Source organism: Actinomadura sp. WAC 06369 (assembly GCF_003947565.1).
Lineage (GTDB): Bacteria > Actinomycetota > Actinomycetes > Streptosporangiales > Streptosporangiaceae > Spirillospora > Spirillospora rifamycini.
Window position 1 is genome coordinate 1 of sequence record NZ_QHJN01000205.1, and the last position, 12,812, is coordinate 12,812.

Below are 12,812 nucleotides of genomic sequence, written 5' to 3' on the forward strand. Positions count from 1 at the left end.
GTGCCGTTCCCTCCCCCGGAACCGCCCCCGCGCGTGACCGTGCTCGGGCTGCGCGGGCGGCAGTGGACGGTCGTCGCGATCGTCGTCGGCTGCTGCTACGTGCTGGCGTCCGTCGCGGCGCTGGGCAGCGTGTGGAACTCCTACACCCGCGAGCCGACGGACGCCGAACTGGAGATCGCGTCCCGGGCCGAGGTGGCGCGGCGCTGGCAGGCGTGGCCCGCGGAGCGGATCTTCCCCGACCGGGTCCCGTACCGGGTCGAGGAGGGCGTCACCGAGTACGCGACGCGGACGGGCATCGTGCCCGAGACCGACTGCGCGCGGGCCGTGGACTCCGCGATGGCGGAGACGCTCGCCCGGCACGGGTGCAAGGCGGTCCTGCGCGCGACGTACGTGGGGGCGCTGAACGGCATCGTGACGACGGTCGGCGTCGTCGTCTTCCCGGACGCCTTCAAGGCCGACCGGGCGTTCAAGGAGCTTCCGGGCGGCAAGGGGCCGGACGGGTCCGGCGGGGTGCGGCCCGCGCTGCGGGCCGCGGCGTTCCCCGGGACGGCCTCCGGGCGGTTCACCGACGCGGCCCGGCAGGCCCGGGGGAGCGACCGCGGCGGCCCGTACGTGGTGCTGACGACGTCCGGGCACAGCGACGGGCGCCCCGCGGCGGCCGTCGAGCGGGAACGCCCCGGGCGCCCGTTCATCCTGGCGCCGCAGCTCGCGAACGCGCTGGAGGAGTCGCTGTCCACGCCGGCGCTGCCGGACTGCTCCAAGCGCGAGTGGCAGTGCTGAGGCGCGCGGCGGCGGCCCTGACCGCGGTCGCCGTGGCGTGGCTGCCCGCCGCGCCGGCCCGCGCGGACGAGGTGCGCCAGCGCCAGCAGCCGGTCCTGGACGCCCTCGGCGTGGACCAGGCGTGGAAGGTGACGCGCGGCGAGGGCGTGACGGTCGCGGTCGTCGACTCGGGCGTCGACCCGGACCAGGCCGACCTGCGGGGCGCGGTCACCGTCGGGCCCAACATGCTCGCGGAGGAGGACGCCGGGACGGAGCCGGAGCGGCTGCACGGGACCGGGATGGCGTCGCTGATCGCGGGCCGCGGCCACGGGCCGGGCGGGCGCGACGGCGTCGTCGGCGTCGCCCCGGAGGCGCGCATCCTGTCGATCCGGGCGATCGCCGAGGAGGAGGACGCCTCGTACACGCGGTTCCGCCGCTCGAAGAAGGCGGAGGAGGCGGTCGCGCGCGGCATCCGGCACGCCGCCGACCGGGGCGCGGACGTCATCAACCTCTCGCTCGGCAAGGAGGGCGAGATCACGGCGGAGCGGCAGGCCATCGCGTACGCGATGGCGAAGGGCGCCGTGGTGGTGTCGGCGGTCGGCAACGACGGAGACGACCCGGACCTGCGGGACGGCAACGGGTTCGCGCCGTACTCGTACCCGGCGTCCTACCCGGGCGTGATCGCGGTCGCCGCGTCGCGGGCCGACGGCGCGCGCGCCGCGTTCTCCAACAGCAACTACTCGGTGGTCGTGGCGGCGCCTGGCACCGGGCTGCCGGTCGGGCTGCCGGGCGGGCGGTACGCCCTGGGCAGCGGCACGAGCGACTCCAGCGCGCTCGTGTCGGGCATCGCGGCCCTGATCAAGGCGGAGTACCCGGAGCTGCCGCCGGCGCTGGTCGCGCAGGCGATCGTCGACGGCACCCGCAACGGCCCGCCGGACGTCTACGACGCCGAGATCGGGTTCGGCGTGGTGCACGCGGCGCGGTCCCTGTCGGCCGCGGCGGAGCTGGCGCGGGAGCGGGCGAAGACGACCGCGGGCAAGCCGCCGGGGCGGCGGTTCGGCGCCGCGGAGCCGGAGCCGGTGCGGGTCATCGAGCGCCCCGCCTGGTTCACGGGCGCGCTCGTCCTGGTCGTCGGCGGGATCCTGGGCGGGACGGTCGCCGCGGTGTGGATCTCGGCCCTGTTCGCGCGCCGCCACCCGCGCGCCCGGCGCCCGCCCGCCCCCGGTCCGGGGCCCGGACGGCCGCCCGGCGCGGGCCCGGGCCCGGGCGCGGGCCCGCCCGGCCTGCACCTGCCCGGCCTGCGCTCCGGCCGGGATCCCGCGCCGGAACCCTGGCGGCCCGGCGGACGCGAGACGATCGGGTGATGGACCCAGACGAGTACTCCGAGGCCGTGCTCGAGACGGTGGAGCGGATCCCGCCCGGCAAGGTCCTGGCGTACGGGGACATCGCCGAGCTGGTCGGGCGCGGCGGGCCCCGCCAGGTCGGCCGGGTCATGTCGCTGTTCGGCGGCGGCGTGCCGTGGTGGCGGGTCATCCGGGCGGACGGGAGCCCGCCGCGCTGCAACGAGGTGGAGGCGCACGGGCACTGGCGGGCCGAGGGCACCCCGCTGCGTCCGGACGGCCGCCGCGTGGACATGGCGCGGGCCCGATGGAACCCGGACGAACCCGTCTGAACCGGTCTCGTCACCGTCACTTCGGCGTTCCACCCTGCACACTTCCGCGACATGAGTGCGTTGTGGTCCGATCATGCTCGTTGATCTGCTGCAATGAACTGTTGTGCCGCCTGCTTCCTACCGTCTCGTGCGCCGCGCCGGTCCCGCGCGCGCCGTCGCGCCCGTCCTGGACGACCGGCAGCGGCGGGTGGTCGAGCACGCCGGGGGCCCGCTGCTGGTGCTGGCGGGGCCGGGCACCGGGAAGACCACGACGATCGTCGAGGCGGTCGTCGACCGGATCGAGAACCGGGGCGTCGACCCCGAGCGGGTGCTCGTCCTCACGTTCAGCCGGAAGGCGGCCGGGGAGCTGCGGCAGCGGATCGCGGGCCGCCTGCACCGGACGACGCGGACGCCGCTCGCGCTGACGTTCCACGGGTACGCGTACGCGCTGCTGCGGCGGGAGGCCGTCGAGGGCGAGGAGCCGTCGCCGCGGCTGCTGTCCGGGCCCGAGCAGCTCCTGGAGGTGCGGCGGCTGCTGGAGGGCGAGCTGGCGGACGGCGCCCGCGACTGGCCGGAGCGGCTGCGCGCGGCGCTGGCGACGCGGGGGTTCGCCGAGGAGCTGCGGGACTTCGTGCTGCGGGCCGTCGAGCGCGGCTACCTGCCGGACGACCTGGACGCGCTCGGCCGCATCCGGGGCCGGGACGACTGGCCCGCCATCGCCGGGTTCATGGACCGGTACGAGGAGCGGTTCGCGCTCGACCCCGTCCCGACCTACGACTACGGCGAGCTGATCCAGATCGCGGCGGAGACCCTCGCCGACGAGGACGCGCGGCTCCGCGAGCGGGACGCCTACGACGCCGTGTTCGTCGACGAGTACCAGGACTCCGACCCCGCGCAGGAGGCGCTGCTGCGGCACCTGGCGGGCGGCGGCCGCGACCTGGTGGCGGTGGGCGACCCCGACCAGTCGATCTACGGGTTCCGGGGCGCGGACGTGCGGGGGATCCTGGAGTTCCCCGAGCGGTTCCGGACGGTCGAGGGCGACCCGGCGCCCGTGGTGGCGCTGCGGAACGGCCGCCGGATGGGGCCGGAGATCCTGGAGGCGTCGCGGCGGATCGCGCGGCGGCTGCCCGCCGGGTCGTCGCTGGCGGCCGAGCACCGGGCGCTGGTCCCGCCGGAGGACGCCGAGGAGGGCGAGGTCCGGGCGGTGATCGCCGACTCGGAGTCGCAGGAGTCGGCGCTGGTCGCGGACGAGCTGCGGCGCGCGCACCTGCTGGACGGGGTGCCGTGGTCGCGGATGGCGGTGCTGGTGCGCAGCGCGGTCCGGCAGGTGCCGGTGCTGCGGCGGGCGCTCGCGCAGGCCGGGGTGCCGGTCGTCGTCGCGGGCGACGAGGTGCCGCTGGTGTCCGAGCCCGCCGTGCGCCCGTTCCTGGTGCTGCTGCGGGCGGCGCTGAAAAAGGACTACCTGGACGACGCCGTCGCCGAGGACCTGCTGACCGGCCCGCTCGGGGGCGCCGACGCGCTCGGCATGCGCCGCCTCAAGCGCGCGCTGCGCGACCTGGAGGAGCTCTCGGGCGGGAACCGTCCACTGGGGGACCTGCTGGTGGCGGCGGTGAACGACCCGCGGGAGGTCGCGCTCGTCCACGAGCGGGTGCGGGGCCCGGCGGAGCGGATCGCCCACCTGATCGACACGGCGCGCCGCAGCGTCGCCGAGGGCGGCACCGCCGAGGACGTCCTGTGGGAGGTGTGGCGCGAGAGCGGGCAGGCCGACGTGCTGCTGGAGCAGAGCATGCGGGGCGGGACGCGCGGCGCCGCGGCCGACCGGGACCTCGACGCCGTCGTGGCGCTGTTCGACCACGCGGCCCGGTTCGTCGACCGGCTGCCGCGGGCCGGTGCCGAGCTGTTCGTCGACAACATCGCCGCCCAGGAGATCGCCGGGGACACGCTCGCCGAGCAGGCGCCCGAGGGCGAGGCCGTCCGGATCCTCACCGCGCACCGGTCGAAGGGCCTCGAATGGGACGTCGTGGTCGTCGCGGGCGTGCAGGAGGGCGTCTGGCCGGACCTGCGGCTGCGCGGCTCCCTGCTGGGCGTCGAGGAGCTGGTCGAGTACCACGCGGGCTCCCAGGAGGACGGTCCGGCGGACGGGCCCGCGGTCGGCGCGTCGATGGCCGCGAAGATGCTCGACGAGGAACGCCGGCTCTTCTACGTCGCGGTCACGCGCGCGCGCAAGCGGCTCGTCGTGACGGCGGTCGGCGGCGACGACGCGGAGGAGCGGCCGTCGCGGTTCCTGAACGAGCTGCTGCCGGGCGCGATCGAGCAGTCGCAGCTCGACGAGAAGACGCGCTGGCTGTCGCTGTCGGCGCTGGTCGCCGACCTCCGCTCGGTCGTCGGCGACCCGGGACGCCCCGAACCGCTGCGGCGCGCGGCCGCCGGCCACCTCGCGCGGCTCGCCCGCGCGGGCGTGCGCGGCGCCCGCCCGGAGAACTGGTACGCGATCACCGCGCTGTCGGACCCGGGCCCCGCCTTCGCCGAGGACGAGCAGATCACGATCTCGCCGTCGCAGGTGGAGGCGTTCACCACCTGCGGGCTGCGGTGGCTGCTCGCGTCGGCCGTCGGCGCGCAGGAGGGCGGCCCGAACGAGTTCAGCACCATGGGCAAGGTGGTGCACGCGGTCGCGGAGATGGCGGGCGCGGACGACGGGATCGACGAGGTGCACGTCGCCGAGCGGCTCGACGACATCTGGAACGACCTGGAGTTCCGCAGCTCGTGGTACTCCGACAAGCAGCGCGAGCAGGCCGCGCGGATGGTCGACAAGTTCCTGACCTGGCACCGCGACAACCCGAACGAGGTCGTGGCGCTGGAGGAGTCGTTCAAGGTCGACCTCGGCCGGGTCGTCATCAAGGGCCGCATCGACCGCGCCGAACGGGACGAGCACGGGCGCGCCGTGATCATCGACGTGAAGACGTCCACGACCGCCGTGCCGAAGGACGACCTGGCGCGCCACCCGCAGCTCGGCGTGTACCAGTACGCGGTGATGCTGGGCGCGTTCGAGCGCCACGGACTGATCGAACCCGGCGGCGCGAAGCTCATCCAGGTGGGCAAGGCGGCGTTCGCGGCGCGCGCGCGGGAGCAGGAGCAGCCGCCCCCGGCCGAGGACCCGGATCCCGAGTGGCCGAAGAAGCTCATCGAGGTCGTCGCGACCGGTATGTCCTCGGACGTCTTCCAGGCGCGCGCGAACGACAAGTGTCGGACGTGTCCCGTACGCTCCTGCTGCCCCGTCCACGACGAGGGCGGGCAGGTCGGTGACTAGGCGGGCGGACGCGGGGGGCCTTCGGTGATCACCCCGGCCGAGCTGGCGCGGCTGCTGGAGATCCCCGAGCCCACCGACGAGCAGGCCCGCGTGATCGAGGCGCCGATGGCCCCGATGGCGGTCGTCGCGGGCGCCGGGTCCGGCAAGAGCGAGACGATGGCCGCGCGCGTCGTGTGGCTCGTCGCGAACGGGTTCGTCCGGCCCGAGCGGGTCCTCGGGCTCACGTTCACCCGCAAGGCCGCCGCCGAGCTGGGCGCGCGCGTCCGCAAGCGGCTCGACGCGCTGCGGGAGGTGCTCCCCGCGGACGAGCTGGAGCGGCTCGGCGGCGAGTCCCTGTTCGACGGCGAGCCGATGGTGTCGACGTACCACGCGTACGCGGCGCGGCTGTTCGGCGACCACGCGCTCCGCGAGGCCCTCGAACCCACGATGCGGCTGATCTCCCCGGCGGTCGCGTGGCAGATCTGCTCCCGGGTCGTCGACGCCTACAACGGGCCGATGGACCGCATCGACTGGTCGCCCGACACCGTCACGAAGGCGGTCATGGAGCTGTCGGGCGACCTGGCCGAGCATCTGCGGACGGCCGACGACGTCCGGGGCGTCGGGGCGCGGCTGGAGGAGATGTTCGCGGCGCTGCGCAAGCCGCTGAAGGCGCAGCGCGACGTCCTCGCCAAGCAGGCGGTCCGCGAGCAGCTCATGCCGCTCATCGAGGCGTACGGGCGGGCGAAGGCGGCGAAGGAGGTCATCGACCACGGCGACCAGATGGCGCTGGCCGCCCGGATCGCGGCGCGGCATCCCGAGGTCGGGATGATCGAGCGGTCGCGGTTCTCCGTCGTGCTGCTCGACGAGTACCAGGACACCAGCCAGGCGCAGCTCGTCCTGCTGCGGTCGCTGTTCGCGGGCGGGCACCCGGTCACCGCGGTCGGCGACCCGTGCCAGTCGATCTACGGGTGGCGGGGCGCGAGCGCGGGCAACCTGCTGCGCTTCGCGTACGACTTCCCGGCGCAGCCGTCCCCGCCCGCCCGGCCGGGGACGGTCGGCCGGGGGGAGCAGGCGGGGCGGCGGCCGGTTCCGGCGCCGGTCGTCCAGTTGAGCCGGTCGTTCCGGAACGGGGAGCGGATCCTCGACGCGGCGGCCCGCATCCAGGAGGAGCTGCGCGCCGACACCAAGGCGGTGCCGGTCCTCGTGCCGGGCGCCGGGCGGGACGGCCGCGGCCGCGTCGAGTGCGCCCTGTTCGAGACCGTCGAGGAGGAGGCCGAGCGCATCGCGGCCCGCATCGCGGCGCTGCTGGCCGCCGACCCGGGCACGGCGCCGGACGGGGAGCCGCAGGCCGAGCCGCTGCGGTGCTCCGACATCGCCGTGCTGGCCCGCAAGCGGTCGCAGTTCCCGCTGCTGCGGCGGGCCCTGGAGGCCCGCGCGATCCCCGTCGAGGTCGTCGGGCTCGGCGGGCTGCTCACCGTCCCGGAGGTCCAGGACGTCGTCGCGACGATGCGCGTCATGCACGACCCGTCGGCCGGGGCGTCCCTGGCCCGCCTGCTCACCGGGCCGCGCTGGCGCCTCGGCCCCCGCGACCTCGTCGCGCTGGGGCGGCGGGCGCGCGCGCTGGCCCAGGAGCAGGCGCGCGACGTGACCCCGCCGCCCGCGCGGGACGAGAGCGGCGGCGAGTCCGGCGGCGAGAGCGGCGAGGGCGCGGCGCCGGGGGCCGGGCCGTCCGGCGAGGCCGCCGCGGAGGAGCCGGACGATCCGCTGCGGCAGCTCGTCGGCGAGCTGAACCAGGAGACCGGCAGCCTCGTGGACGCCCTCGACGACCTGGGCGACCCGGCCGCGTACTCGCCCGAGGGGTATGGGCGGCTGCGGCGGCTCCGCGACGAGCTGCGGGCGCTGCGCGGCCAGGTCGGGCTGCCGCTGCCCGACCTGGTGAACGAGGTCGAGCGGGCGCTCGGGCTCGACATCGAGGTCGCGGCCCGCTCCGGGCTCGACCCGGTCACCGCGCGCGCCGACCTCGACGCGTTCATCGACGCCGCCGCGCGGTTCGCCGGGGACGCCGAGGACCCGACCCTCGGCGCGTTCCTCGCCTACCTCAAGGCCGCCGAGACCGAGGAGTTCGGCCTCGAGGCCGGGCGCGTGGGGGAGACCGACAGCGTCAAGCTGCTGACCGTGCACGCGTCCAAGGGCCTGGAATGGCCGGTCGTGGTCGTCCCCGGGCTCGCGTACACGGCGCAGAAGAACGGGAACCCGGCGAAGGGGTCGATCTTCCCGTCGCCGCCGCAGAACGCCACCCGCTGGACCGCGAACCCCCGCGTCCTGCCGTTCCCGCTGCGCGGCGACCGCGCCGACCTGCCGCACCTCGCGGGCCTGGAGAAGGACGACCTCGCGGCGTTCGAGCAGGCGTGCGCCGAACGGGACGTGCGCGAGGAGCGGCGGCTCGCGTACGTCGCGGTGACGCGGGCGTCCGCCCTGCTGATCGCCACCGGCTACTGGTGGGGGTCGTCGGGCCGCCCGCTGGGGCCGTCGCCGTTCCTGGAGGAGGTCCGGGAGGTGTGCGCGGCGGGCGCCGGGAAGATCGTGGCGTGGGCCGACCGGCCGCCGGCGGACGCGGCGAACCCGCTGCTCGCCGACCCCGACGAGGCGCCGTGGCCCGCGGCGCCGGGCGAGCGCGGGCAGAGCGACCTGTCCGCGCGGGAGCGGTACGAGGCCGTCGTCGAGGGCGCCCGCATGGTCGAGGACGCGATGGCGGGCCGCGTCCTGCACTGGGCGGGCGCCGACGGCCTCGCCGACGCCGACCGGGCCCGCATGTCGGCGTGGGCGCGCGACGTCGAGCTGCTGCTGGCCGAGCGGGACCGCGGCCGCGGCGGCGACGGCACGCTCGTCGAGCTGCCCGGGCACCTGTCGGTGTCGTCGCTGGTGGCGCTCGCCCGCGACCCCGCCGCGCTCGCCCGGCAGATCCGCCGCCCGATGCCGCGCCCGCCCGCCCCCTACGCGCGGCGCGGCACCGCGTTCCACTCCTGGCTCGAGGGGCGCTGGGGGCAGCAGCGCCTCCTCGACCCGGACGAGCTGCCCGGCGCGGCGGACGAGGGCGCGGCCGACGACGCCGACTTCGAGCGGCTGCGGGAGGCGTTCGAGGCGTCGCGGTGGGCGGCGCGCGAGCCCCTCGACATCGAGGTGCCGTTCGAGACGATCATCGGCGACCGGCTGGTCCGGGGCCGGATGGACGCGGTGTTCCGGTCCTCCGACGGCGGCTACGAGGTCGTCGACTGGAAGACCGGGCGGCCCCCGTCGGGCGACGACGCGCGGTACGCGGCCGTCCAGCTCGCCGCGTACCGGGTCGCGTGGGCGCAGCTCGCGGGCGTCCCGGTCGAGCGGGTGAGCGCCGCGTTCCACTACGTGCGCGCGGGCGTCACCGTCCGCCCGGCCGACCTGCTGGACGCCCGCGGTCTCGCGGCGCTGCTGGACGGCGTCCCCGCGGGCTGACCCGCCGGGTGATCGACGTCACGGGGCTCTGTTCACCGGCGGTGCTTTCGGGGATGATCCGGGGAACCGACGAGGGAGGCTGCGGCATGACGGAGTCCCATGACGAGAAGGTGGTCCGCGAGTTCTCCAAGCAGGCGGCCGGGTTCGCCGACCCGGCCCGCAACGAGGCGTTCACCCGGCATCTGGACCGGCTCGTCCGGTTCATGGACCCCGAGATCGACCTCGAGGACAACGTGCTGGAGGTCGCCGCCGGCACCGCGCTGGTGTCGCGGGCGATCGCCCGGCGCGTCCGGCACGTCACCGCCCTCGACCTGACGCCCGCGATGCTCGCCGAGGGCAAGCGCGCGGTCGACCGCGAGGGCGTCACCAACGTCACCTTCGCGCACGGCGACGCCGCCGCCCTGCCCTTCCTCGACCGGTCGTTCACCCTCGTCGTGACGCGCTTCTCCCTGCACCAGACGGCCGACCCGAAGGCCGTCGTGAAGGAGATGGAGCGGGTCAGCCGGCCCGGCGCGGCGCTCTTCGTCGCCGACCTCGTCCGCCCCGACGACCTCGACGGCGACCCCGACCGGATCGAGCGGCTCCGCGACCCCTCGCACGGGACGATCCTCACCGAGTCGCAGGTCGTCGAGCTGGTTACCGGCGCGGGCGCCGAGGTGAAGCGCGCCGAGCGGTTCGACGTCGTCCGTCCGCTGGAGCCGTGGCTCGCGTTCACCGGCGCGCCCGAGGACGTGCGGGAGCCGATCCGCCGCGAACTGCGGGACGAACTGGGCGGCGGGCCCCCGACCGGGATGCGGCCGAGCGAACGCGACGGTGAGCTGCACTTCACGCACTCGCTGCTCTTCCTGCACGCCATCGCCGGCTGACGGAGAACAAACCCGGAGCCGTCCGGCGTTCCGGGCGCGACACGGGCCGCTTTTTCGAGCAAACGTTCGACGCCGCTCGCTCGTGTGTTCTATGTTGTCGCGCATGTCTTCCAGCACCCTTCCCCTCGACCGGCCCCTGGAGCGCGAGCCGGCCGCGCTGGCGATGCGCATCGGCGTGGTGGCGGCCGAGGCCGCCCTCGCCGCCTTCGCGCGCAACCTCGACGTCGACGACCTCGCCGACGGCGTCGACTTCCAGGGCGCCATCGGCCCCGCCGAATGGCCGCTGTTCTCCCTGGTCATCGACACCCTCGCCGAGGCCGCGCCGGGCGACGACCGGCCACTGGACGAGCGCCGCGCGGACGCCCTGAACGACCTCGCCCGCATCTGCATGGCCGCCAAGCGCCGCGCCGCCTAGCCGGCGCGCCCGGGCGCGCGGCGGCGGCCGGGGCGTGCGCGCGCTGCGGGCGCGCCCCCGCGTGCCGGTCCGGCGGCCACGCGCAGCTCCGGGGGACGCTGGCCGGGCGGACCTGGCGCGGCGGGGGGAGCGGCGGCTCCGTTCGACATCCGTAAGATCCCCGGCGTCAGCCGCGCAGCGCCTTCGCCTTGACCTTCCCGGTGCTGGTGCGGGGGAGCTCGTCGACGAAGTGGACGTCCCGGGGCACCTTGTACCGCGCGAGATGCTCCTTGACGTACGCCTTGAGGTCGTCGGCGCCGACGCCGGCGCCGGGCGCCCGCACCACGTACGCGGCGAGGCGCTGCCCGAACTCGGCGTCGTCCACCCCGGTCACCGACGCGTCCGCGACGCCCGGATGCCCGCCGAGCAGCGCCTCGACCTCGCCGGGGAACACGTTCTCCCCGCCCGACACGATCATGTCGTCGGCGCGCCCGTCGACGAACAGCCGCCCCGCGTCGTCGAAGTGGCCCAGGTCGCCGGTGCTCGTCAGGCCGTCCCGCACCTCCTTGCCGCCGCCCCCGGTGTAGCCGGCGAACCGCAGCCCGCCGCCGACGAAGATCTCGCCGGGCTCCCCGGGCGGCAGCTCGCGCCCGTCCTCGCCGAGGATCCGGATCGTCAGCCGCAGCGACGGGCGTCCGACCGTGCCGGGCGCCGCCCGCAGGTCGTCCGGGGTCGCGATCGTCGCCCAGCCGATCTCGGTCGCCCCGTACACGTTGATCAGGACGTCGCCGAACCGGTCCATGAACGCGTCCGACACGTGCGGGTGCAGCGCCGACCCGCCGCAGACGGCGACCCGCAGCGACGGCACGGGCACGTCCGGGGCGTCCAGGATGCGCTGCAGCATGACCGGGACGGCCACGAGCGCCTCCGCCTCCGTGTCCGCGATGAGCCGCAGCGCCCGCGCGGCGTCGAACCGCCGCGCCAGCACCAGCGGCATCCCCATGCCGAGCCCCACCGTCGAGTACGCGAACCCGAGCAGGTGGAACAGCGGGGGCGTGACCACGATCGGCGCGCCCGACCGGACCGGGACGCGCATCAGGTGCGTCAGCGCGGCCGGGATCAGCGCCGCGACCGACATCTCGTGCCGCGCGCCCTTCGGGGTGCCCGTCGTCCCGGACGTCATGATGATCACGTTGCTGGTCCGCGTGGGCTTCAGCGGTTCGGCGTCCGTCCCCTCGACCAGCGCGTCGATCGACTCGGGGGCGGGCGCGTCCGTCCAGCCGAGGATCCGCGCCCCGCCGAACCCGGCGCCGTCCACGACCGGCCCGAACTCCTCGTCGTGGACGAGCAGCGCGACGCCCTCGCGCTCGGCGACGTCCGCGAGCTGCTTCGCGGAGAAGTCGGTGTTGAGGAGGACCACGTCGGTGCCGAGCCTGGTCGCCGCGAGCACCGCCTCGACGAACCCCCGGTGGTTGCGGCACAGGATCCCGATCCGGTCGCCGTCGCGCACCCGGTCCCGCAGCGCCGTGGCCAGCGCCGCCGCCCGTCCCTCCAGCTCCGCGTAGGTGAGCGTGCCGCGCTCGTCCACGATCGCCGTCCGGTCGGGCCACCGCAGCGCCGACATCGCCCCGATCGTCGCCGGGACGGGCCCGTAGCGGAAGTAGGCCAGCGGCATCCGGACCGCCCGGTCCGGGCGGACGGGGCGCAGCGCGCCCACGTCCCGGACCGCGCGCGCCGCCCGTACTCCCTGGCTCGCGAACGAACGCACCCGCTCCAGCACCGATATCTCCTTTGTCGGGAAGGTTGCCATACCCGTTAGACGGAAAGTTCAACGGCCCGCAAAGGCTAGGGTGACGGCGATGCCAGCACATGAACCGGTGACCCCGGACGACCTCGACACCGCCGTCCAGACCGCGCTCGCCGCCCTCCGCGCGGTGCCGCCGTCCGCCTGGGACGGCGACCCCGCCTCGCTCGACTGGACCCGCTGGGAGACCGTCGAGCACATGTGCAACGCGATCACGCTCTACGCCATGAACCTGGGCCCCCGGAAGCCGCCCATGGACGGCAACGTGCCGTTCGCGCGCGAAGCCCGCAGGCCCGCCGCGCCCTCCACCATCGTCCGCGCCGACCCCGCCGCGGGCCCGGACGGCCTCCTCCAGGTCTTCGAGGCGTGCGGCGCACTGCTCGTCGCGAAGGTGCGCGTCACCCCGCCGGACGTCCGCGCCTACCACGTCTACGGCGCGTCCCTCCCCCTCGGCTTCGCGGGGCGTACCGCCCTGGGCGTGGGGAAGCGGACCTTCGGGCGGCCCGCCGAGGCCGTCGCGATGGAGATCCAGACGCGCACCGCCGAGCAGCTGTTCAAGGTGC

Annotated in this window: 8 protein-coding genes and 1 pseudogene; 8 read left to right on the forward strand and 1 reads right to left on the reverse strand. The window is 75.8% G+C overall.

Annotated elements, in window-relative coordinates:
- The 7 genes from DMH08_RS34810 to DMH08_RS34840 form a co-directional block, all read left to right on the forward strand.
- Positions 1–780: hypothetical protein (locus DMH08_RS34810; protein ID WP_325052972.1), on the forward strand; the 780-nt coding region annotated here is incomplete at its 5' end.
- The gene (locus DMH08_RS42520) at positions 768–2,123 is read left to right on the forward strand and encodes a S8 family serine peptidase (protein ID WP_267898594.1); all 1,356 of its coding nucleotides are present in this window, start codon (positions 768–770) and stop codon (positions 2,121–2,123) included. The genes DMH08_RS34810 and DMH08_RS42520, both read left to right, overlap by 13 nt.
- The gene (locus DMH08_RS34820; protein WP_034516850.1) at positions 2,123–2,431 is read left to right on the forward strand and encodes an MGMT family protein; all 309 of its coding nucleotides are present in this window, start codon (positions 2,123–2,125) and stop codon (positions 2,429–2,431) included. The genes DMH08_RS42520 and DMH08_RS34820 overlap by 1 nt, the downstream gene beginning before the upstream one ends.
- A 127-nt stretch (positions 2,432–2,558) precedes the next feature.
- Positions 2,559–5,717: an ATP-dependent helicase gene (locus tag DMH08_RS34825; protein WP_233617994.1), complete on the forward strand. Its 3,159-nt coding sequence runs from the start codon at positions 2,559–2,561 to the stop codon at positions 5,715–5,717.
- Positions 5,718–5,741: 24 nt separating this feature from the next.
- A complete protein-coding gene (locus DMH08_RS34830) occupies positions 5,742–9,185 on the forward strand; it encodes an ATP-dependent helicase (RefSeq protein WP_125620347.1) in 3,444 nt (1,147 codons plus the stop codon).
- Between the two features lie 86 nt (positions 9,186–9,271).
- Positions 9,272–10,051, forward strand: a complete 780-nt coding sequence (locus DMH08_RS34835) for a class I SAM-dependent methyltransferase (RefSeq protein WP_026401272.1) — start codon at positions 9,272–9,274, stop codon at positions 10,049–10,051.
- A 103-nt stretch (positions 10,052–10,154) separates the two neighbouring features.
- A complete protein-coding gene (locus DMH08_RS34840; RefSeq protein WP_026401271.1) occupies positions 10,155–10,466 on the forward strand; it encodes a hypothetical protein in 312 nt (103 codons plus the stop codon).
- Between the two features lie 166 nt (positions 10,467–10,632).
- Here the strand turns inward: DMH08_RS34840 and DMH08_RS34845 are convergent, their stop codons facing one another.
- The gene (locus DMH08_RS34845) at positions 10,633–12,225 is read right to left on the reverse strand and encodes an AMP-binding protein (RefSeq protein WP_233617995.1); all 1,593 of its coding nucleotides are present in this window, start codon (positions 12,223–12,225) and stop codon (positions 10,633–10,635) included.
- A 79-nt stretch (positions 12,226–12,304) separates the two neighbouring features.
- On the opposite strand from DMH08_RS34845, the pseudogene DMH08_RS34850 reads away from it, so the two are divergent.
- Positions 12,305–12,812: pseudogene (locus tag DMH08_RS34850) on the forward strand (maleylpyruvate isomerase N-terminal domain-containing protein); the annotation flags it as partial.

Bases quoted from the DNA above. Each gene is read 5' to 3' on its own strand.
- DMH08_RS34840 (WP_026401271.1), top strand. From the start codon at position 10,155: ATGTCTTCCAGCACCCTTCCCCTCGACCGGCCCCTGGAGCGCGAGCCG.
- DMH08_RS34820 (WP_034516850.1), top strand. From the start codon at position 2,123: ATGGACCCAGACGAGTACTCCGAGGCCGTGCTCGAGACGGTGGAGCGG.
- DMH08_RS34835 (WP_026401272.1), top strand. From the start codon at position 9,272: ATGACGGAGTCCCATGACGAGAAGGTGGTCCGCGAGTTCTCCAAGCAG.